The following is a 22,216-nucleotide window of genomic DNA, read 5'->3' on the forward strand; positions in this document are numbered from 1 at the left end:
CGGGTCAGCGCAGGGCGCGGCGCAGGACTTTGCCCACGGTGGTCTTGGGCAGCTCTTGGGTACGGAACTCTACATAGCGCGGCACTTTGTAGCCGGTGAGGTATTCCCGGCAGTGGGCCAGCAACTGGTCCTGGGTCAGCGCCGGGTCCTTGCGCACGACGAAGATCTTCACTTTCTCGCCGGTCACATCATCCTCGACGCCAATCGCCGCCACTTCCGCCACCCCGGGGTGCAGGGCCACCACATCCTCGATCTCGTTGGGGTACACGTTGAAACCGGAGACCAGGATCATGTCCTTCTTGCGGTCCACCAGGCGAATGAAGCCCTGCTCGTTCATCACCCCGACATCCCCGGTGGACAGCCAGCCGTGGCGGTCCAGAACCTTGGCGGTTTCCTCCGGGCGCTGCCAGTAGCCCTTCATCACCTGCGGCCCGCGTACCTGCAGCTCGCCCTCCTCGCCCAGCTCGGCCAGTTGGCCGTCCTCGCGCACGAAGCGCACCCAGGTCGAAGGCAGCGGTACGCCGATGGTCCCGGTGAAATCGCCTTCGCGCATGCGCGCAATGTCGATCGGGCTGATGCTCACCACCGGCGAGCACTCGGTCAGGCCGTAGCCTTCGATGATCGGCACCCCGGTGACTTCCTTCCAGCGCCGGGCCACCGAGGTGTGGGTGGCCATGCCGCCCGCAATCGCCAGCTTCAGGTCGGAGAAATCCCGGCCGCGAAACTCTTCGTTCTCCAGCAGGCCGTTGAACAGGGTGTTGACCCCGACGATGCCGCTGAACTTTTCCTTGCGCAGGATCATCTGCACCCGTTTCACATCACGCGGGTTGGCGATGAGGATGTTGCGCCCGCCCAGGCACATGAACATCAGGCAGTTCACCGTCAGCGACAGCACGTGGTACAGCGGCAACAGGGTGACGTTGGTTTCCTGCTGGTTCTCGTCCAGCTGGTCACCGACCCAGGCCTTGGCCTGCATCAGGTTGGCGAGGATGTTGCGGTGCGTGAGCATGGCGCCCTTGGCATCGCCGGTGGTGCCGCCGGTGTATTGCAGGAAGGCGATGTCGTCCTGCTTGAGTTCCACCGGGCGGTGCTCCAGCACGCTGGCCAGCTTCATCATCGCCGGAAAGCGGATGGCCCCCGGCAGGTTGAATTTCGGCACCTGCTTTTGCACATGGCGCAAGGCGAAGTTCAGGGCTGCGCCCTTGAAGGTGCCCAGCAGGTCACCGATGGCGGCCACCACGATGTTCTTCAATTGGCTGCCCGGCATCGCCTGTTCCAGGGTGTGGGCGAAATTCTCGAAGATCACCACGGTCTCGGCGCCGCTGTCCTTGAGCAGGTGCCGCAGTTCGTGAGCCGTGTACAGCGGGTTGACGTTGACCACCACGGCCCCCACCAGCAGGGTGCCGAACAGGCAGATCGGGTATTGCAGGCAGTTGGGCATCATCAACGCCACCCGGTCGCCCTTCTTCACCCCCTTGGACTGCAACCAGGCGGCGAAAGCGAATACCCGCTTCTCCCACAGGTCGTAGCCCATCTCGGTGCCGATGCTCACATAGGCCACCCGTTGGCGATACTTGTCCACGTGTTCGAGGAACACTTCCCGCAGCGACGGGTAACGGTCGATCTCGGCTTCGATATCGCTGGGCACTCCCGGCAGGTAAGCGTTCAGCCAGATACGCTCGACGGGTTGCAGGCTCACGACACTCATTGGCAGTCTCCTTGTTATTTTATTTTTCGACGATGGCGGTTACGCCCAGCCCGCCTGCTGCACAGATGGAAATCAGCCCGCGGCCGCCGCCGCGCTCATGGATCGCCTTGGCCAGGGTCGCCAGTTGCCGCCCACCGGTGGCGGCGAACGGATGCCCGCAGCCCAGGGAGCCGCCGTTGACGTTGAGCTTGCTGCGCTCGATGCTGCCCAGAGGTCCGTCGAGGCCGAGCTTGTCCCGGCAGTAATCAGCGTCCTCCCAGGCCTTGAGGGTGCACAGTACCTGGGCGGCAAAGGCTTCGTGGATCTCGTAGAAGTCGAAATCCTCCAGGCTCAGGCCCTCCCGGGCGAGCATGCGCGGCACGGCATAGGCCGGGGCCATGAGCAGCCCTTCACTGCCGTCGACAAAGTTCACTGCGGCGGTTTCCCCGGTACGCAGGTAGGCCAGCACCGGCAGGTTGTTGGCCGCCGCCCAGTCTTCGCTGGCCAGCAGCACCACCGAGGCGCCATCGGTAAGGGGGGTCGAGTTGCCGGCGGTCAGGGTGCCGTTGTGGCGGTCGTAGGCCGGGCCCAGGCCGGCGAGCTTCTCCAGGCTGGCGTCGGCCCGCAGGTTGTTATCGCGTTTCAGGCCGCGGTACGGGGTGATCAGGTCATCGAAGAAGCCGCGCTGGTAGGCCGCATTCAACTGGTGGTGGCTGGTGAGGGCCAGTTCATCCTGGGCCAGGCGCTTGATCTGCCAGCGCTTGGCCATTTCTTCGCAGTGCTCGCCCATGGACAGCCCGGTGCGCGGCTCGCCGTTGCGTGGTAGCAACGGCTTGAAGAACATCCCCGGGCGCACCTTGAGCAGGCTGCGCAGCTTGTTGCCGGTGCCCTTGGCGCGATTGGCCTGGAGCAAGGTGCGGCGCAGGCCTTCGTTAATGCCGATGGGCGCGTCGGAGGTGGTGTCGGCGCCCCCGGCAATGCCCACTTCGATCTGCCCCAGGGCGATCTTGTTGGCCACCAGCAGCGCCGCCTCAAGGCCGGTGCCGCAGGCCTGCTGCAGGTCATAGGCCGGGGTCTGCGGCGACAGGGTGGTGGACAAGAGACTTTCCCGGGCCAGGTTGAAATCCCGCGAATGCTTGATCACCGCCCCCGCGGCGAACTCCCCCAGGCGCTGGCCCGACAGGCCGTAGCGATCCACCAGGCCCTGTAACGCCGCCACCAGCAGGTCCTGGTTGCTGTCATTGGCATATACCGTATTGGAACGGGCGAACGGAATCCGGTTACCGCCCAGGATCGCCACCCGGCGTACCGGCGCCGGATTGAAACTGTACTCAGCCATCAACGAGCTCCCCAGATAAATAGACCGCGCATGTGGGGCTTGTCCCCCGCGTTGTTGCGCACTTCGAACTCATGGCGCGAGCCGTCCGACAGGCGATTCCACAGGGTCACCGCCGCCGGCAGGAAGATCGGCAGCTTGAACTCGCAGTCCAACTGGGCCGCCGCCAGTGGATGGGGCGGTTGCTGGGCCGCCAGGGCCCGGCCCAGGGTCCACATGCCGTGGGCAATGGGCCGGCGGAAGCCGAACAGCCGGGCGCCCAGCCATGAGGTATGGATCGGGTTGAAGTCGCCGCTGACCTGGGCGAAACGCCGTCCAAGGTCGCCCCCCAGGCTCCAGCGCTGAGTGCGCACCAAGGCCTGCTCATCCCATTGCAACGAACCCTCCCAGGGCTCGCCGATGGGCCCGGCTACACCGCGGCGCAGGTACAGGCTGTCGCTTTCCCAGACCAGGCTGCCACCACTGTGGGCCCGGGTGGCAATCGACAGCGCCTGGCCCTTGGGATGGGCCAGCCAGCGCTCGGCGAACACTTCCAGGCGCAGGGCCTGGCCCTCCTCCAGCCGTTGGTACTGGCGGATGCGGTTGGCCAGGTGGACCATGCCGCTGGCCGGGTAGGGAAACGTCGGGCGGGTCAGTAGCAACAGGTGCAGCGGGAACGCCAGGGTGTGGGGAAACGCCAGCGGCACCCCATGTTCCCGGCGAAAGCCGCAAGCCTGGGCGTAACGGGCTATTTCGTCGGCCTTGAGCTCTACCGCCGGGCGCACCAGGCGCTCCGTCGGCAGTTGGGGCGCGGCGTCCGGCTTGGGCTTGCGCAGGCTGCGGATGCCGTCGTAAAGCAGCTGCCCCCGGGAGGGCGGCGGCTCGATGATGCGAATTGCGGTATCAGCATTCATGGCTCAGGCCCCCAGCAGGCTTTGCCCGCAGACGCGGACCACCTGTCCATTGATCCCGCCGGAGGCCGGATGGGCCAGCCAGGCGATGGTTTCCGCCACATCCACGGGCTGACCGCCCTGGGACATGGAGTTCATGCGCCGCCCGGCCTCGCGGATCATCAGCGGGATCTTCGCGGTCATCTGGGTTTCGATAAAGCCCGGTGCCACAGCGTTGACCGTGATCTGCTGACGCGCCGCCAGGGGCCCCAGGTTCTCCACCAGGCCGATGACCCCGGCCTTGGAGGTGGCGTAGTTGCTCTGCCCGAGGTTGCCGGCGATCCCGGAAATCGACGAGACGCAGACGATGCGCCCACCGGGATTCAGGCCCTGGCCTTCCAGCAGCGCCTGGCTGAGCAGCAGCGGCGCTTCCAGGTTGACCGCCATGACCTTGCGCCACGCTGCCTCGGTCATCTTCGCCAGGGTCTTGTCCTGGGTGATGCCGGCGTTGTGCACCACGATATCGAAGGCGCCGTGCTCGCCGACGAACTCCAGCAGGCGTTGGCCGGCGTTGGCCGCGGTGATGTCCAGGGCCAGGGCGCTGCCCTTGATCCCGGCAGCCGCCTGCTGCAGCTCGGCCTCGCTCTGGGGAATGTCCAGGCACACCACCTGGGCGCCCTCCCGGGCCAGGACCTTGGCAATGGCCAGGCCGATGCCGCGGCAGGCCCCGGTGACCAGTGCCCGGCGCCCGCCCAGGGGCTGTTGCCAATCGATGTGCCGGGGCACTTCCACCGGTTCGCCGATGCGCACCACCTGCCCCGATACATAGGCCGAGCGGCGCGACAGGAAGAACCGCAGGCTGCTGTCCAGCTCGGCTTCGGCGCCGGGCTCGACGTACAGCAACTGCACCGTGATGGCCCGACGCAGCTCCTTGCCCAGGGAACGCACGAAGCCTTCCAGGGCCCGTTGCGCCACCGCCTGGGCCAGTTCCTTGCAGTGCTCCGGCGGCGTACCCAGCACCAGCACCCGGCCGTGGGCTGTCAGGCGCCGCACATTGGCGTGGAAGAAGCGGTACAGCTCGTCCAGCTGGGCGATGTCGGCCACCCCACTGGCATCGAACACCAGGCCCTGGACCTTCACCGTGGAAGGCGCGGTGATGCTTGCGGCCTGGGCTGCCACGGTGTCGGTGGCGGCGAAGATCCGTTGCAGCTCGCCCAGCAGGCGCCCCTCGGGCGCTGCGGCGAGGACCACCGGGTTGAGCAGGTTGCCGCCCTGCCCCTCGCGGTGCCGTTGCAGCGGCACCGGTTGCGGCAGGCCGGTGCGCTGGGCCAGCCAGCGGCCCCAGCCGGAATTGACGAACGAAAGATAACCGTCAGACATAAAGAGATCCCGATCCAATCCTGTAGAGGGTCAATAGGCCGAATCGCTGGCGGCCACCGCGTCTTCGCTGCTGGCCGCGCGTTTGCGCGAGGCCGGCTTGGCGCTTTGCTCGAAGTGCGCCTGACGCTGTTGCAGGGCTTCGAGCAGACCGAAGTCCTGGGGGAAATCGTCGACCTGGATCGCGTGGTCGCCGTATTCCACATAGCGCCCCAGCAGCTCGTCCTCGTCCGGGCTGATCAGCTGCAGCTCCAGGGCCTTGACCCGCCAGATCACGAAGGCCTCGCGGGAGATCGGCAACGGCGCCAGCGTGCCCTGCTTGATCGCCGGCTTGAGCCGCGCCTCGATCAGGTCCACCTGTGGCTGCAGGCGGAACGCCAGTTCGCCATAGGCCAGCTTGTCGATGTCCGGCTGCGGGATGTAGGAGTCGGCCAGCAGGCGGTCGCGGGTCGGGCCCGGGGTCTGCACCAGTTCGGCGACTTGCGCCAGCAGGCGGTCCGACGGCTTGCGCTGGGGAATGCCCAGGGGAAAGCTCAGGCCACGGATGATCCGCGCGGCAGCCTTGGACGGATAGTTGTCCAGCACTTCGGCCAGGGCTTCATGGGCCCGCAGCAGGCAGTCTTGGGCGGCCCAGTGCACCAGCGGCAGGTCGGCCTGCGGCCGGCCATCGTCCTCGAAGCGCTTCAACACGCAGGACAGGATGTACAGCTGGGACAGAATGTCCCCCAGGCGCCCGGTGATGCTTTCCTTGCGCTTGAGGGCACCGCCCAGCACGCCCATGGAAATGTCCGAGGCCAGGGCGAGGACCACCGACAGACGCTGGATCTGCCGGTAATAGGCGGCCAGGGCCTTGTCAGTGTTGCCCGGGGCCTTGATCAGGCGCCCGCCAGTGACCGCGTGCACCGCAGCGCGCACGGTGTTGGCGAAGACGAAGCTGATATGGCCGAACATCGCGCTGTCGAACGCTTCCAGGCCCTTGCGCCCGGTATCCCGGGCCGCTTCCATCTCGCGAAAGACATAGGGATGGCAACGGATCAGCCCCTGGCCGTAGATGATCAGGCAGCGGGTCATGATGTTCGCGCCTTCCACGGTGATGGCGATCGGGCTTTGCTGGTAGGCCCGGGCCAGGAAGTTGTTGGGGCCCATGCAGATGCCCTTGCCGGCAACGATGTCCATGCCGTCATTGACCATGGCCCGGGCGCGCTCGGTAACGTGGTACTTGGCGATGGCCGAGATCACCGAGGGCTTCTCGCCGGCATCCAGGGACGCCACCGAGACCTTGCGCACCGCGTCGCAGGCATACAGGTGCCCGGCCATGCGGGCCAGGGGCGCCTGCACCCCTTCGAACTTGCCGATGGGCAGGCCGAACTGCTTGCGCATCGCCGCGTAGGCGGTGGTACCGCGCACCGCCACCTTGCCCAGGCCGACGTTGGCCGAGGGCAGGGAAATGGCGCGCCCGGCGGCCAGGCATTCCATCAGCATGCGCCAGCCGTTGCCCACCTGGTCGCCACCGCCGATCACCCATTCCAGGGGGATGAACACATCCTTGCCGGTGGTCGGGCCATTCTGGAACACCGCGTTCAGCGGCCAGTGGCGACGCCCGGTATTGACCCCGGGATGAGTGGTGGGAATCAGCGCGCAGGTGATCCCCAGGCTGCCCTTGGTGCCCAGCAGGCCGTCCGGGTCCTCGGCGCGAAAGGCCAGGCCCAGCACCGTGGCGATCGGGCCCAGGGTGATGTAGCGCTTGTCCCAGGTAACCCGGAAGCCCAGCACTTCCTGGCCCTCGAACTGGCCCTTGCAGACCACGCCGGTATCGGGAATGGCCCCGGCGTCGGAGCCGGCATAGGGGCTGGTCAGGGCGAAGCAGGGAATGTCTTCGCCCCGGGCCAGGCGCGGCAGATAGTGCTGGCGCTGGGCCTCGGTGCCGTAGTGCAGCAGCAGTTCGGCCGGGCCCAGGGAGTTGGGCACCATCACCGAGATTGCCGCCGCCGAGCAGCGGGTGGAGAGCTTCATCACCACCTGGGAATGGGCATAGTGGGAGAAGCCTTTGCCGCCGTACTGCTTGGGAATGATCATCCCCAGGAAGCCGGCGTCCTTGGTGTATTGCCAGGCCTTGGGCGAGAGGTCCTGCCAGACCTGGGTGGTTTCCCAGTCGTTGGCCATGTCGCACAGGGTTTCCACTTCGTTGTCCATGAACGCCTGCTCTTCGGCGCTCAGGCTGGCCGGCGCGGCGCCTATCAGGCGCGACCAGTCGGGCTTGCCGCTGAACAGCTCGGCGTCCCACCAGACCGTGCCGGATTCGATGGCCGCGCGCTCGGTGTCGGACATGGCCGGCATGATCTTGCGGAACATGACCAGGGCACGACGGGTGAGCAAGGCCCGACGCAGCGGCTTGACGCTCAGCAGCGCAGCCGGCAGCACCACCAGCAGCGCCGCGAGGCTGATGCCCAGCGAGCCCACCAGGCCCAACCAGTGCCCTGCCCCCAGCCAGACCAGGGCCGAGCCCAGCCACCAGGATGCCGGGGCCTGCCGATAGGCCAGTGCGAACGCAGCGGCGAGTCCCACCAATAACCAGACAATCATGGAATACCTCTCTTGTTCTATGCAGACGACCACTTGGAGCCTGGGCGTTGTGCCGGCCCCTCGAAGATCACCCTACAAAGGAAACTGCCGCGTTTCAAATTTTATTTTTAAATATTGTTTTGAGTGATTTCAGCAACGCACAACGGCCGAACGATGTCAGCCAGGGCTTGGGGGAATGGCAGGTCAAGACGGGTCCTGAGGTGACCCGTCCCGCCGACGGCAGTAGCACAATCCCTTTGTACTGCCGTTATCTCGAGGCGTGGGTAAAGCCTTTACCCTCAGAAGTGATAGGTCGCGGAGAGACTCACCACCTCGCCCTTGGCGTCGACCTTGCCATCCAGGCGCGAGGCACCGAGACGGTCCACGTTCTGGGTCTTGATCTTGGCTTCCTTGACGAATTGCCGGGAATAGGCGCCGTCGATGGTCAGGCCGGGGATCGCCCTGATGTCATAGCCGAAGCCCAGGGAAGTGAACCAGCGATCGTTGTCGGGAATCCGCGGGTCACGTGTGCTGTTGCGGGTTGGTGTCTGGTCGTACGCCACACCGGCCCGCAGGGTCAGCTGGTCGGTGAAGCGGTAGTCGCCACCCAGGGAATACATCATGGTGTCTTTGTACTTGTACGGGATGGAGACCAGGGTATTGCCATCGGACTTCAGGGTCAGGTCCTTGAACGACGACCATTGGGTCCACAGCATGCTGGCGCCCAGGGTGAAGCGGTCATCGAACACGTGCACCCAGTCCAGCCCGGCGGAGGCTGGAATGTCCAGCTGGGCACTGGCGTTGGCGCCGTCCGGGTTCAGCTTCAGGCCGGGATAGGCCAGTTCCACCAGGCTTTCACCATTGGGCCCGGCCGGTTGGGTCATGTACTGGCGGCCTACCGCGTCGGCACGCACGTTGTACTTGCCGTCCATCTTGTTCTTGATCTTGGCGTGGTAGTTCAGGCCCAGGGTGTCGCGGTCGGTGGGTTTCCAGACCACGCCGGTAAACCAGCCTACCGAGGTATTGTCCACCTTGACCCGCATCAGGTTCGCCCCGACGCCGGACGGCAGCGGGATACCGCCCAGGCCGGGAGATACCGCCGCGGCACCGGTCAGGTTGAGGTTCTGGCTGACGAAGCCCTTGCTGTGCTGGACGATGACCCCGGCCCCCAGGGAGAAGTCGTCATTGACCTTGAACGACAGCGAGCCGGTCAGGCCCACGGTCTCGATCTTGGTATCCACCGAAAAGTCGCGGATTTTTGAATTGTCGTTGTCCCAGGTGCTGCGCATGCCCATGGGCACGACCTGGCTCAGGCCGAAGGCAAACTGATCGTTGATCGGCATTACCATGAAGCCGGTCGGCAACCAGGCGGTGAAGCCGCCCTGGCCACCATTGCCCTCCAGGGGCACCGGGCCACCGGTGGGGACGCCGGATGCATCCACCGGCAAGGTGGTGGCCGGATTCCCTTGATAATCGTAGGCATCGCCTTTGTATTTCATCTTGATGCGGGCGTAGTCGACCGTCATCTGTGCCACGTTCTGATCGATAAACGCCATGGCCGCCGGGTTGTTGTAAGCCGCGCTGGGGTCGTTCTTGAACAACGAACCACCACCGAAGGCCCGGCCCCATCCGGGAGCGCCGTAGGTAGGCGTGGTGAAGCCGCCTGCCTGAACAGTGCCGATCGCACCAAAGCCCCCCAACAGGGCAAGTGCCACCGCGATCTGCAACTGTTGTTTCTTATTATTCATGCCCCACTCCTTATTATTATCGATAGCAACCGACACTACAGGGCCCTCCTGATCTGCAGATCACCGCCTCTTGCGAGGCGGTGTCCTTCAGCGGGTGATCAGCCCTTGGTTCCTGATAACGCTTAAATCACGCTGACCTGTGGCGACGGTTTGGCGTTCAGTACATCCACGGAGCAGCCACCGCTCAGGGTCTGAGGCGTGCTCAGGCTCAGCGAGTGAGTCACGTTGCTCCAGGCCACGTTGATGGTGGTCGGACCGCAGTTGGTGGCAGGGAAGAAGGAAATGGTGTAACCCACATTGGTCACGGTACCTGCGGTGGTGCTGGAGGCACTCAGGGTCCATGGCAAGCCAGTGATCTTCGGCAGGTTGCACAGCGCGTTGCTGCCGCTGACGGTGGCGCCGGTGATGCTGGCCACGCCGCCGGCGATGTTGCCGCTGAAGTTGATGTTGCAGGTCACGGGCTGGTTGAACGAGGACGGCGAGCGCACGGTGATGGTGCCGCCAGGGGTAGTGAACGGACCATCCGGGTTCGCACCATCAATGGCGATGGATGCAGCGCTGGCCATGGAAGCAGCTCCCAAGCAGGCAACGATGGCGGTGGCGGACACGAGAGTTTTGATGCCTTTCATTGTTGTTTTTCCTCACATGTATGGCGATTCATTTCGCCGGGGTAATGGCCTTGAGCGAGACGACACGGAGAACAGCGACCGAGCTTCCCTTTCCAGCCAAATCTTCAATTCGATAAAGGTGTGACGTGCGCGTCAGGGTGCAACCCGGAACGTGGGTGGCATCTGGATCGATACGGTCTTGATGGTGCAGCCACCGTCGAGGCTGACCTGGGCCGCCTCCAACTTGCCGGTGCTGTTGTTCCAACTGCCTTCGGCGGTGGACGGCCCGCAGTCGCCGCCCACCAGGGGCGCGTGCACGGTGACCTGGATACCCGACATGGCGCCGCTGGTTTCGTCCTTGGCGATCAGCTTCCAGGGTAGGTGCGTGGCTTCCACCTGGCCGCACTTGAGGCCGCCGCTGAAGTCGACTTTCTCGACGCTGGCGAAGCTGCCGTCGGGGCTGACCTTGCCGCTGACCTGGATGGTGCAGTCGGCATTGATGATGCTCTTGGCAAAGCTGATGGGGCCCTTGGCGGTGAACTCGGTGTTGGCCGGTTCAATGCGCGCGGCTTCGGCGGCGCCCATCAGGGAGATCCCCACCAGGACCACGAACAACTGGGCAGTGAATAGCGGTGAAATAGACATCCGTGACTTCCTTACAGTTGCTTATTGTTGTTGTCGGTCAACTTGCTTAAGGACTGCCTACTGCGTTGCTCACCCTTCAAGCGGGCACATCACAGGCGAACACGACCGGTTCACCAGCACTTGCAGGGGTGAGCGGTACAACTAAAGAGCGGTGTCTGAATCGGTGTTGCTGAAGCCGTAGCGCTTGAGCAACTCGTCACGCTTGGCCGGGTGCATGTTGGCCAGGCGTACATCACCCGAGTAGTGCGCCAGCACCCGGTGATCCATCAGGCGCCGCCAGAGGGCCGGCACATAGGCCCAGACGATCATGGTGGCGTAGCCATAGGGCAGCTGTGGCGACTCATCGAAGTGACGCAAGGCCTGATACGCACGGGTCGGGTTGGCGTGGTGGTCGGAGTGGCGCTGCAACTGGAACAGGAAGATGTTGGTGACGATCCGGTTGCTGTTCCAGGAGTGGCGCGGCGAGCAGCGTTCATAACGGCCGTTGGGCTGTTTCTGGCGCAGCAGACCGTAGTGCTCGACGTAGTTGACCACCTCCAGCAGAGAGAAGCCGTAGACCCCCTGGATCACCAGGAAGGGAATCACCGCCGCCCCCAGCCAGGCGATCAGCACGCCCCACAGCACCACGCTGTACAGCCAGGCGCTGAGCACGCCGTTCTTCCAGTGGAGGGTCGGCAGGCCGAGTTTTTCCAGGCGCTGGCTTTCCAGATGCCAGGCCGAACTCAGGCTGAACCACACGGTGCGCGGCAGGAAACTCCAGAAGGATTCGCCCAGGCGCGAACTGGCCGGGTCCTCCGGGGTGGCCACCCGCACATGATGGCCGCGGTTGTGCTCGACGAAGAAGTGCCCATAGAAGGTCGAAGCCAGGGCCAGCTTGGCCAGGAACTTGGCCATCCCGCGGTTCTTGTGCCCCAGCTCATGAGCGATGTTGATGGCAATGCCGGTGGCCGCGCCAGTGGACATCGCCATGCCCAGGTAGGTGAACCAGCCGATACTGCCGTGCAGTTGCGCACGCTCGGTGAGGAAGGCGGCGAAACTCGCCAGGCTGCCTTGCAGGTGCAGTTGTTCACTCAGTTGCAGCAGGCCGCCGGCGATGATCCAGTCCACCCCGCTGATGGCCATCCAGGCGGTCACCACCAAAGACAGTACCGAGAGCACGGCACAGCTGTAGACGATAAAGCGGTAGTAGGGTTGTTTTTCCAGATCGGGAACGGCGGATTCAGGCGGGTTGCTGGCATCTTCCCCCATCAGGCCGTCAATCAGCGGGATCAGGCCGAAGATCACCAGGACCCCGCTCCACCAGAACACTTGCACCCCGGTGGTGAGGGCGAAGATCCCCGACAGCAGAGGGGTGATCATGGGCAAGGTGCCCAGCCACCACAGGTGACGCTTGCTATCGGTCCAGACGCCGGGTGCCGCCACGGAAACAGTCATGGCAGCCTCCGCAGGATGGCAGTCGAAACAGGTGCTATAAAGGACAGCGCGGCTGCGCTGTGCAGAGCGTGAAGGGATGAAAAAACAAAAGCGTGAAATGGCGTTATTTTCATTATTTTTAATCGCTCAATTGCACTTTCAAAAAAAACATTCAAAACATTTTTTTAAAAAAATAGCTCGGGTTCGTTAGCTCGTCAACTATTTTTTCGGCTTGTTTCGAATGTCGCCCGTGAAGCATTTACAGCTGCTGTCGACGCCGCGGCAGGGGCGCTCGAAACCGCCCCCCACCACGCCCTCAACTTGCTCTTGAAGCCGCGAACGGCGGGTGCAGGATGGTTGCGCTGCGTTGTGGCGCAGCCTGGGAAGCGACGTGCTGGACCATGGCCACCACCCGCTCGACTGCGCTGATGGGCAACATGTGGCCCCGGCCCTGGACGATCTCCAGGGACAGCCCCGGCACCTTGCCGACCATTGACTCACCGTGCCGGCGGTAACTGAGCACCGGGTCCGCCGAGCCATAGATCAGCCCTACCGGCAGCTTCAGGCTGGGGTAATGCTTGACCATGCCCGGCAGCGAACGGTTGACCACGGCGATTTCGCTGGAGGCGTTGTAGAAGCTGTCCGAACGCATCCCCAGCAACCCGCCGCCACGCTCGGCGAAATCCTCGGGCACCGGGTCCGGGGCGAACACCGACTTGACCAGGCCACGGCGCCCGAGCATGGCCATGGGCGCCGCCAGGGTCAGGGACATCCAGCGCCGCAGCAAAGCCGGGCGCACTGCCAGGGACAGGAACACCAGCGGCAACATGCGCTGCGGATGGGTCAAGGGGGCCACCAGGATCAGCCCGGACACCGATTGCCGATGGTCCAGGGCCAGGGACAGCGCCACCGCACCGCCCAGGGAATGCCCCAGCACCAGGGGCTGGCCCAGGTCCAGGGTACGAATGAACCTGGCCACCAGGCTGGCCTGGGCCGGCAGGTCTGCCGCGGCGCCCCGGGCCCGGGTGGAATAGCCCGAACCGGGACGATCGATGGTGATCACCCGGAAGCGTTCGCGCAGCTGCGGGGCCAGGGAGTGGGTCAGGTTGCGCCCGCAGCCGGTCAGGCCATGGATCATCAATAGCGCCGGGCCCCTGCCCTCATCGGTGTAGTGGATGCGCTCGCCACCGACCTCGAGAAAGCGTCCGTTGATCGGAACCTGGCTTTCAATCCGGCGGTTGATACGAAAACTCACCACCCAGAGCACCGCACTGACCGCAAGGAATACCGCTGCCGCTACCAGCCACTCCATAACCCGCCCCCTCAGCTTCCCTGCGCCGTTAGCCCGTGATCGGAATGACCTGGCGGTGTGGCGTGTCGCCCTGGCCTGGTGCCGCCTGTGACGCCTCACCCATGGCCTGGATGAGCCCCGCAAAATCCACAGGCGACCAGCGCAGGTGACATTTTCAGGTAATTTATTTAAATTAATTTTTAAAACATTATTTTAAATTGTGCAATCCTGAGTTTTCACCCACTGACGAAAGTCACCCAGCAACATCATTACAATCGAGGTACACACCATGAATGCGTACTCGCCACCCAACGACCCCGAGGTCGTTGACATCGCCATCATCGGCGCCGGCTTCGCCGGGCTGTGCATGGCGATCAAGCTCAAGCAAGCGGGGATAGAGGATTTCTTCGTCGCCGAACACGCCGCGTCCCTGGGGGGCACCTGGCGCGACAATCATTACCCCGGCTGCGCCTGCGACGTGCAATCCCACGTTTATTCCTTCTCTTTTGCGCCCAACCCGAACTGGACCCGGCAGTTCGCGCCCCAGCCGGAAATCCGCGAATACCTGGAAAACTGCGCCCGGGATTTCGCCCTGGCGCCCTACCTGCACTTCAACATGGGCCTGCAACAGGCGGTCTTCGATGAAGCCCGGGAGCGCTGGCACCTGCGCTTCAGCAATGGTCGGGAAGTCAGCGCGCGGGTACTGATCTCCGGCATGGGTGGCCTGTCGCGCCCGGCGATCCCGGACATCCCCGGGCTCGACACTTTCACCGGCAAGCGGTTTCACTCCCAGCAGTGGGATCACCGCTACGCCCTGCAAGGCAAACGGGTGGCGGTGATCGGCACCGGCGCCAGCGCCATCCAGTTCGTGCCGAAAATCGCCCCGCGGGTGGCTCAGCTCAAGCTGTTCCAGCGCACCCCACCGTGGATCATGCCCAAGCCCGACCGCGAGCTCAGCACGGTGGAACGCTGGGCCTTCAAGCACCTGCCCTTCACCCAGCGGCTGGTGCGCTCGGCGCTGTACTGGGCCCTGGAAAGCCGGGTGATCGCCTTCGCCCGCCGGCCCAGACTGATGAAGGTGGTGCAGCGCGTGGCCCTGCGCCATCTGCGCAAACAGGTGCCCGACCCGGTGCTGCGCCAGCGCCTGACCCCGGACTACACCATCGGCTGCAAGCGCATCCTGATCTCCAACGACTACTACCCGGCCCTGACCCGGGGCAACGTGCGGCTGATCACTGATGACATCCAGCGCATCGACGGCGACGCGGTGATCACTGCAGACGGCAGCCGCCACCCCGTGGACTGCATCATCTTCGGCACCGGTTTCCAGGCCACCGACCCGATTCCCCGGGGCCTGCTGTTCGGCCGCCATGGCCAGGACCTGATGGACAGCTGGGCCCGGGGGGCCCACGCCTACCTGGGCACCTGCCTGCCGGGCTTCCCGAATTTCTTCATGATCGTCGGCCCCAACACCGGCCTGGGGCACAACTCGATGATCCTGATGATCGAGGCCCAGGTGGACTACATCCTCAAGGCCCTGGGCCAGATGCAGCGCGAACGTATCGCCAGCATCGAAGTCCGGCCCCAGGTCGAAAGCCAGTACAACCAGCGCCTGCAGCAGCGCCTGGCCGGGGCCATCTGGTCCACCGGCGGCTGCCGCAGCTGGTACCTGGACCCGCGCAGCGGGCAGAACACCACCCTCTGGCCGGGCTCCACCTGGAGCTTCAAGAAGACCTTGCAGCACTTCGAGCTGCAGGACTACCAGGCCAGCCACCTGCCCCACGCCCAGCCCGCCGCCGCACCGGCTGCCACGCGCCCCCTGCACCTTGAAGAGGCCGCTCTCAATGAAAAACTTTAACGGTAAAGTCGCCGCCATCACCGGCGCCGCCTCCGGCATGGGCCGCGCCCTGGCCGTCGCCCTGGCCCGTGAGGGCTGTCACCTGGCCCTGGCCGACAAGAACCCCCAGGGCCTGGCACAGACCGTGGCCCAGGCCCGGGCCGCGACCCTGTTGCCGCTGCGCATCAGCAGCCAGGAACTGGACGTCGGCGACCGCGAAGCGATGTTCGCCTGGGCCGCCGCCAGCGCCGCCGAACACGGCCAGATCAACCTGATCTTCAACAACGCCGGGGTGGCGCTGTCGAGCACCGTGGAAGGTTCGAGCCTGGCGGACCTGGAGTGGATAGTGGACGTCAACTTCTGGGGCGTGGTCCACGGCACCCAGGCCTTCCTGCCCTACCTCAGGCAATCCGGCGACGGTCACATCATCAACACCTCCAGCGTCTTCGGGCTGTTCTCCCAGCCCGGCATGAGCGGCTACAACGCCACCAAGTTCGCCGTGCGCGGCTTTACCGAATCCCTGCGCCAGGAGCTCGATCTGCAAGGCCACGGCGTCTCCGCCACCTGCGTGCATCCGGGGGGCATCCGCACGGATATCGCCCGCACCAGCCGTATCAGCAACAACGTCAAGGGTTTCCTGATCGACAACGAACAGCAGGCCCGGGACGACTTCGAAAAACTCTTCATCACCTCCGCCGAAACCGCCGCCAAGGTGATCCTGCTGGGGGTGCGCAAGAACAAGCGCCGGGTGCTGATCGGCCGCGACGCGCACTTGCTCGACCTGTTCATCCGCTTGCTGCCCAGCGCCTACCAGGCCCTGGTGGTATGGGCCAGCCGGCGCATGGCGCCCAAGCCGGGCAAGACGCAGCCGGCGGTCTACGAGCCCCAGGACGAACGCGGCCTGTAGTGCCGCCCACCCTTTTTTCATGTCTAGAGGAGCGACAGCCATGCTGCCCATCCGCCGCGACATCAAGGTCGACCTGCCTGCCGAACGCGCCTGCGACTGGCATGAGCAAGGCAGCCACGTGACCCACTTCTTCAATGCGTTGTCCCTGCTGTTTCCTTCCGGTGAGCTGTTCTTCATGGACAGCGTGCGCCACTACCGTGAACAGATTCACGACCCCGAGCTCAAGCGCCAGATCCAGGGTTTCATCGGCCAGGAAGCCATGCACAGCCGCGAGCACCTGCGCTACAACGACCTGCTGCAGGACGCCGGGCTGCCGGCCCATCTGCTGGACCGGCGGTTGCGCTTCTTCCTCGATTTCCAGAAGAAGCACTTCCCGCCGGCCTTCAACCTCGCGATCACCGTAGCCCTGGAACACTACACGGCAATCCTCGCCGACCTGCTGCTGCGCGACCCCAGCCGCTTCGGCAATTCGGTGGCGGGCTACCGGCAGATGTGGCTGTGGCACGCCCTGGAGGAAACCGAGCACAAGGCCGTGTCCTACGACGTCTGGAACAGCGTGATCAAGCCCGGGCCCAAGCGTTACCTGATCCGCACCGGGAGCATGCTGTTCACCACCCTGGGCTTCTGGCTGGTGGTGTTCGACTTCCATGTGCGCATGCTGATCGCCGACCGCCGTCGCGGCGGCCACTGGCGCGGGCTGTGGCAGGTGGTCAAGTACCTCTACGGCCCCAAGGGGGTGTTCCCGCGGATCGCCCTGCCCTGGCTGCAGTTCTTCAAGCCGGGCTTTCACCCCTGGGACCACGACAACCGCGAGCAACTGCAACGCATCGACGGCCTGGTGCAGGACATCGAACGCACCCGCGCCGCCGCGGCCAAGTGACAAATGCCGGCACGGCGCAACAGCGGCGTGCCGGCATCCCCTGGCGGGGCTGCTAACCTGCAACGCACCCTTAGGTGCTGCGAGCCCGCGCGATGATCCTGATTCTGCTGCCCCACGCCGACTACGACCCCAGCGAAAGCAGCCTGCCCTGGCAGGCTGCCCGGGACGCCGGTTTTGCCGCGCAGTTCGCCACCCCCCTGGGGATGCCGGCCTACGCCGATTCGCGCCTGGTGAGCCTGGGGTTCGGCCCGCTCAACCCGTTGTTGATGACCCCGGCGGCCGACCTGGCGCGCTACCACGCCATGACCCGCGACCCGGCCTTTTGCTGCCCTCTGCCCTATGCCGGGGTCGATCCGGCGGCCTACGAGGGCTTGCTGATTCCCGGCGGTCACGCCCGGGGCATGCGCAGCCTGTTGGAATCCGAGGAGGTGCGGCGGATCATCCTGGCCTTCTTCCAGGCCGACAAACCCGTGGCCGCGGTGTGCCACGGCCCCCTGGCCCTGGCACGCTGCATCGATCCGGCCAGCGGGCGCTCGGTGCTCCATGGGCGCAAGGTCACCGCCCTGCTGGCCGGCCCCATGGAACTGGCGGCCTGGCTGGTCACCGCGCCGTGGCTGGGGCGCTATTACCGCACCTACGACCACAGCGTCGAGGAAGAGATCAAGGCGGCCCTGGCCAGCCCGGCGGATTTTCTGCCCGGGCCCTGGCTGCCCCGGCGGGATTCGGCAGAGCACCCCGAGCGCGGTTTTGTGGTCCGCGACCGCAATCTATTGACCGCACGCTGGCCCGGGGACTGCCACCGCTTCGCCAATGAATGGGCGAGCCTGCTGCAACAGGCTCGCGACGCCCAACCTCAGGCGCAGCAGGCAGAGCGCTGACCCGGCTTGAAGGCATGGCTGCGCGCGCCCCAGACCAGCATCAGGCCCACCAGCGCCAGGGCGGCCATGGCCCAGGGAAAAGACGCCGCGCCATAGCGTTGCAAGAGCAGGCCGCCGACCATACCCCCGCAGGCAATTCCCAGGTTGAAGATGGTCACCAGCATCGATTGCGCGACATCCGCCCCCTCCCCGGCCACATCCGCCACGGCGGTCTGGAGCAAGGTCGGGGCGCCACCGAAGGTCAGGCCCCAGGCGCCAATGCCGAGCCAGGCCAGCCAGGGCTGGCTGGCAGCGATCCCCAGCAGCAGGCACGCCAGGGCGAAACCGGCGAGGCTGCACAGGGTCAGCCCGCGCAGCCAGCGGTCGACCCCGAGCCCGGTGAACCAGATCCCCACCAGGGAGGCCAGGCCGAACACCAGCAGCGCCCGGTCGAGAGAGGCCGCCAGGCCCAGGGACGCGAGAAACGGCGCGATATAGGTGTAGAGAATGTTGTGGGCCAGGATCCACACGAAGATCACCAGCAGCGCCTGGGGCAGGCCCCGGGTGAGAAAGATCCGCGCGATCGGCTGGCGCTGGTGGGCCGGCTGGCCGGGGTAGTCCGGCACTGCCAGGCGCACCCAGAACCACAGCAGCAGAGCCAGTAGCGACAGCCCCCAGAAGATCTGCGGCCAATCCATGCGGGTGCCCAGCCAGGCCCCCAGGGGCACCCCCAGGCACAGCGCGATCGGCTGGCCCACGCCCACCACCGCCAGGGCCCGGCCCTGCAACTCGGGCACCACCAGACGCCGGGCATAGCCGGCCAGCAGGCCCCAGACCAGCCCCGCCGCCATGCCCGCGGCAAAGCGCGCGGCCAGGGTCAGCAGGTAGTGGGTCGACAACGCGGTCAGGCTGTTGAACAGCAACAGGCCGCCGATGGCCAGCAACAGCAAGGGCCTACGGCGCCAACTGCGAGTGGCGGCGATCAGCGGAATCGCCGCCGCCACCGAGCCCAGGGCATACAGGCTGATCAACTGCCCGGCCATGGCCTCGCTGATGCCCAGGCCCTGGCTGATCTGCGGCAACAGCCCGGCAGGCAGCGTCTCAGTGACGATGGCGATGAAACCGGCCAGGGTAAAGGCCAGCAGGCGCCAGACCGGCAGCCTGCTGGAGGCGGTCGGCAAAGGTACGCAAATGTTCATGAAAGAATGCTCACACAAGAAAACCAGAGATCACCGCAGGAACCGGCTTGCCGGCGAAGAGGCCCTCAGCCCCTGCGCCCGACTCACGGGCGCCTTCGCTGGCAAGCCAGCGCCTGCATCAGCGCTAGAAGAAACCGCTCAGCCGAGGTAGGAGGCCGCCATGTCCTTGTCGCCATGGCCCTGCGCCAGGGCGCGCTGGAAACGCTGGATTCCGGCCTCGGCCAGATCCAGCCGGACCCCGGCTCTGGCGGCCGCCGCTACCATCAATTCGGCGTCTTTCAGGGCGTTGGCCAGGGTAAAGCTCGGGCTGTAGTCGCCACTGAGCATGGCCCGGGTCTTGGCCTGGAAATAGCCGCTGTCCAGGGGCCCGCCGCTGACCAGTTCCACCACCAGCGCCGGGTCCAGCCCCAGCCCCTTGGCCAGGGCCAGGCTTTCCGCGGCGCCGTGGGTCAGGGCCAGCACCCAGCTGTTGAGGGCCAGCTTCAGGCGGCTGCCGGCTCCCGGCTGTTCGGCAACCCAGAGCACACGCTTGGCGATGGCCTCCAGCAGCGGCTGCAACGCCGGCCGATGAGCCTCGGGGCCCGCGCCCAATACCACCAACTGGCCCTGCTCCGCAGGCTGGCGCGTGCCCAGCACCGGGGCATCGTAGAAGACCAGCCCGCCATCCCGGGCAAAGCCTTGCAGTTGGTCGTTGGCCTCGATCCCCACGGTGGCCATCTGCAGCCAGAGCGCCCCAGGCTCGAAACCGTCCCGTGCCTGCTGCATGGCTTGCAGCACGGCGGCGCCGTCCTTGCCCAGGGTGATGATCACTTGCGCCCCGCGTACCGCCTCGGCGGGCTCGGCAAATACCTGGATATCGTCCGCGATCAGCGCCTGGGCCCGCTGCAGCGTGCGGTTCCAGGCTCGTACCGCAAAGCCCTTGCGCCGCAGATTGCGCGCCACTGCGGCGCCCATGATGCCGATGCCTAATACCGCAATGGATCCTGGTTGCTTGGCCATCTGTGTCTCTCCCGTGTTGAATTAATTATGGAATGATCATTCCAATAAAAGGCAAAAAAAAGCCCAGCCCTATAGGCGCTGGCTTGCCAGCGAAGACGCCCTGGAACCTGATGCAGATTGTGAGGGGCCCTTCGCCGGCGCGCCGGCTGCTACAGGCTGGCCAGGACCACCTCGACCACATCCAGCAGGCGCTGGCGTCGTTGCTCCGCCAGGCTACCCTTGGCCAGCACCCGCAAGCCCTGCACGGTGCACACTACAAAGCTGGCCAGGGCCCGGGGATTCTTCTGCGGGTCGATCTCCCCCTGCTCCTGGCCGCGACGCAGCACCTGCTCCAGGGCCGCCTCGATACGCTGGAAATTCTGCGCCACGAGCTGAGCCACCGCCGCGTCCTGCCCGGCCATTTCCAGGGAGGCATTGGCCGCCAGGCAGCCCAGGCGCCGGGTGTCTTCCAGCTCGTTGTCGACGATGTGCATCAGCAATCGCCGGACCAGTTCCCTGGCGGGTGCGTCGGCGCCCAGCAGCTCGATATTGGCGCTGGTCATCTGCTGGTAGCGCTTGAGGGCACAGGTGTACAGGCCGTGCTTGCTGTCGAAGGCGTTGTACAGGCTGCTGCGGCTCAGGCCGGTGCCTTCCACCAGGTCCTGAATGGACGTGGCGGCGTAACCGCGCTGCCAGAACACCTGCATGGCCGCATCGGCAATCTGCTCGGGGTCGAACTCCTTGGGACGCACGGCTATTACCTTTCTGGAATGATCGTTCCAAAGACTAAAGATCAAGCCGGCAGGCGTCAACCGCCCCGGGCAAAAAAAGCCCCGGGCCGGTTCTCGGGTCCAGGAAGCGGATCTAGGAAGCGGAAGTCGCCAGGGGCTTGTTCAACTCGCCGATCTTTTCCAGCCGAGCGCGCACGATGTTGCGGCTGATGTTGAGCAGGCGCCCGGTCTGCAACTGGTTGCCATGGCAGTAGCGATAGGCCTCGCGAAAGATCGTTTCCTCGATGTGCTCGTACAGGTCGGGAATGTTCTGCTCGAACAGCGCCTGCAAGGCCCGGCCCAGGTCTGCCGGCGCCTGAGGCCCCGGGACGGCCAGGGGCGCCTGTTCCTGGCGGATGCCGGAGGAGCGCATGTCCACCAGGTGCAGATCCCCCGGTGCCACCCGTTGCTGGCGGCACACCAGCAAGGCGTGGTGGATGGCATTTTCCAGTTCGCGAATGTTGCCCGGCCAGCTGTGCTCCAGCAGCTTGCGTTCAGCCTCTTCGGTCAGCGAGGCACGGTTGTAGCCCAGGCGCTGGCAGTGTTCCTCAAGGAAGAATTCGGCCAGGGGCAGGATGTCCCCCGGGCGCTCGCGCAGCGGCGGCAGGCGGATGGTGGCCACGTGCAGGCGGTAGAACAGGTCTTCACGAAAATGCCCGGCCACCACGGCATCGGCGAGGTTGACGTTGGTGGCCGCCACCAGCCGCACATTGATCGGGATCGGCGTGCGCGAGCCCAGGCGCACCACTTCTCGCTCCTGCAGCACCCGCAGCAGCTTGACCTGCATGTTCAGCGGCAAGTCGCCGATCTCGTCGAGAAACAGCGTGCCGCCGTTGGCCGCTTCGAACCAGCCGGCCTTATGGGTGGTGGCGCCGGTAAAGGCGCCTTTTTCATGGCCGAAGAGTTCGCTTTCCACCAGGGTTTCGGCAAAGGCCCCGCAGTTCACCGCGACAAAGGGCTCGCGCCCGCGGCGGCTCAGGTGATGGATGTGGCGCGCCACCAGTTCCTTGCCGGTGCCGGTCTCGCCAATGATCAGGGTATTGGCCTCACTGGGGGCCAGGCGCTCGATGCGACTGAGCAATTCCTGGGAGCGCGGGTCCTTGAACACCAGAACGGTGGCCCGTACCGACTTGGTCAATTCACGGGCGTTTGGATGAGTGATCAGCGACATGGTGCATTCCTGGCAGTAAAAGCGCGGGCTCAATAGTGCACGAAGATATTTAGACTAAATAATTATTAATTAATCTTTAGA

General features: G+C 65.2%; 18 protein-coding genes. 4 read left to right on the plus strand and 14 right to left on the minus strand.

Features of this window, described 5'->3' with window-relative positions:
* Window positions 1–4: 4 nt before the first annotated feature.
* From AC1RL5_RS04580 to AC1RL5_RS04625, 10 genes are all read right to left on the minus strand, one after another.
* Complete coding sequence (locus AC1RL5_RS04580) at window positions 5–1,708, minus strand: long-chain-fatty-acid--CoA ligase (RefSeq protein ID WP_015635569.1); 1,704 nt, start codon at window positions 1,706–1,708, stop codon at window positions 5–7.
* A gap of 19 nt (window positions 1,709–1,727) precedes the next feature.
* On the minus strand, window positions 1,728–3,026 hold the full coding sequence (locus AC1RL5_RS04585) for an acetyl-CoA C-acetyltransferase (RefSeq protein ID WP_011061231.1): 1,299 nt from the start codon (window positions 3,024–3,026) through the stop codon (window positions 1,728–1,730).
* A complete protein-coding gene (locus tag AC1RL5_RS04590) occupies window positions 3,026–3,916 on the minus strand; it encodes a MaoC family dehydratase (protein ID WP_492588871.1) in 891 nt (296 codons plus the stop codon). Before AC1RL5_RS04590 ends, AC1RL5_RS04585 begins: the two co-directional genes overlap by 1 nt.
* 3 nt (window positions 3,917–3,919) lie before the next feature.
* Window positions 3,920–5,272: a 3-oxoacyl-ACP reductase gene (locus AC1RL5_RS04595; RefSeq protein WP_072450408.1), complete on the minus strand. Its 1,353-nt coding sequence runs from the start codon at window positions 5,270–5,272 to the stop codon at window positions 3,920–3,922.
* A 30-nt stretch (window positions 5,273–5,302) separates the two neighbouring features.
* Window positions 5,303–7,852, minus strand: a complete 2,550-nt coding sequence (locus AC1RL5_RS04600; protein WP_103407317.1) for an acyl-CoA dehydrogenase — start codon at window positions 7,850–7,852, stop codon at window positions 5,303–5,305.
* A 278-nt stretch (window positions 7,853–8,130) separates the two neighbouring features.
* The gene (locus tag AC1RL5_RS04605) at window positions 8,131–9,579 is read right to left on the minus strand and encodes an outer membrane protein transport protein (RefSeq protein ID WP_015635564.1); all 1,449 of its coding nucleotides are present in this window, start codon (window positions 9,577–9,579) and stop codon (window positions 8,131–8,133) included.
* Window positions 9,580–9,701: 122 nt separating this feature from the next.
* The gene (gene praB / locus AC1RL5_RS04610) at window positions 9,702–10,208 is read right to left on the minus strand and encodes an alkane oxidation protein activator PraB (RefSeq protein WP_011061226.1); all 507 of its coding nucleotides are present in this window, start codon (window positions 10,206–10,208) and stop codon (window positions 9,702–9,704) included.
* Between the two features lie 132 nt (window positions 10,209–10,340).
* The gene (gene praA, locus AC1RL5_RS04615) at window positions 10,341–10,832 is read right to left on the minus strand and encodes an alkane oxidation protein activator PraA (protein WP_015635562.1); all 492 of its coding nucleotides are present in this window, start codon (window positions 10,830–10,832) and stop codon (window positions 10,341–10,343) included.
* Window positions 10,833–10,973: 141 nt separating this feature from the next.
* Window positions 10,974–12,266: an alkane 1-monooxygenase gene (locus AC1RL5_RS04620; protein ID WP_072450412.1), complete on the minus strand. Its 1,293-nt coding sequence runs from the start codon at window positions 12,264–12,266 to the stop codon at window positions 10,974–10,976.
* 295 nt (window positions 12,267–12,561) lie between these two features.
* Window positions 12,562–13,557, minus strand: coding sequence for an alpha/beta fold hydrolase (locus tag AC1RL5_RS04625; protein WP_072441899.1), 996 nt, complete (start codon window positions 13,555–13,557; stop codon window positions 12,562–12,564).
* 268 nt (window positions 13,558–13,825) lie between these two features.
* Between AC1RL5_RS04625 and AC1RL5_RS04630 the strand changes: the two genes are divergently transcribed.
* The 4 genes from AC1RL5_RS04630 (at window position 13,826) to AC1RL5_RS04645 (ending at window position 18,038) form a co-directional block, all read left to right on the plus strand.
* Window positions 13,826–15,394 carry a flavin-containing monooxygenase gene (locus tag AC1RL5_RS04630; protein ID WP_103407319.1) on the plus strand — a complete coding sequence of 523 codons (1,569 nt, stop codon included), beginning with the start codon at window positions 13,826–13,828 and terminating at the stop codon, window positions 15,392–15,394.
* Window positions 15,381–16,280: an SDR family NAD(P)-dependent oxidoreductase gene (locus AC1RL5_RS04635; protein WP_492588870.1), complete on the plus strand. Its 900-nt coding sequence runs from the start codon at window positions 15,381–15,383 to the stop codon at window positions 16,278–16,280. Before AC1RL5_RS04630 ends, AC1RL5_RS04635 begins: the two co-directional genes overlap by 14 nt.
* A 40-nt stretch (window positions 16,281–16,320) precedes the next feature.
* Window positions 16,321–17,160, plus strand: coding sequence for a metal-dependent hydrolase (locus AC1RL5_RS04640; RefSeq protein WP_065364014.1), 840 nt, complete (start codon window positions 16,321–16,323; stop codon window positions 17,158–17,160).
* 92 nt (window positions 17,161–17,252) lie between these two features.
* A complete protein-coding gene (locus AC1RL5_RS04645) occupies window positions 17,253–18,038 on the plus strand; it encodes a type 1 glutamine amidotransferase domain-containing protein (protein WP_123577809.1) in 786 nt (261 codons plus the stop codon).
* On the opposite strand, the gene AC1RL5_RS04650 is transcribed toward AC1RL5_RS04645, so the two are convergent.
* The 4 genes from AC1RL5_RS04650 to AC1RL5_RS04665 all read right to left on the minus strand — a co-directional run bounded on the left by AC1RL5_RS04650 (window position 18,014) and on the right by AC1RL5_RS04665 (window position 22,135).
* On the minus strand, window positions 18,014–19,216 hold the full coding sequence (locus tag AC1RL5_RS04650) for an MFS transporter (protein WP_065364012.1): 1,203 nt from the start codon (window positions 19,214–19,216) through the stop codon (window positions 18,014–18,016). The genes AC1RL5_RS04645 and AC1RL5_RS04650 overlap by 25 nt on opposite strands.
* Window positions 19,217–19,354: 138 nt before the next feature.
* Complete coding sequence (locus AC1RL5_RS04655; RefSeq protein WP_103407321.1) at window positions 19,355–20,215, minus strand: NAD(P)-dependent oxidoreductase; 861 nt, start codon at window positions 20,213–20,215, stop codon at window positions 19,355–19,357.
* Window positions 20,216–20,364: 149 nt separating this feature from the next.
* Window positions 20,365–20,946 (minus strand): TetR/AcrR family transcriptional regulator, encoded by a 582-nt coding sequence (locus AC1RL5_RS04660; protein ID WP_072450421.1) that lies wholly within the window; start codon window positions 20,944–20,946, stop codon window positions 20,365–20,367.
* A gap of 112 nt (window positions 20,947–21,058) precedes the next feature.
* A complete protein-coding gene (locus AC1RL5_RS04665) occupies window positions 21,059–22,135 on the minus strand; it encodes a sigma-54 interaction domain-containing protein (RefSeq protein WP_011061215.1) in 1,077 nt (358 codons plus the stop codon).
* Window positions 22,136–22,216 lie beyond the last annotated feature (81 nt).

Source organism: Pseudomonas sp. GW822-FHT06D10 (assembly GCF_058799535.1).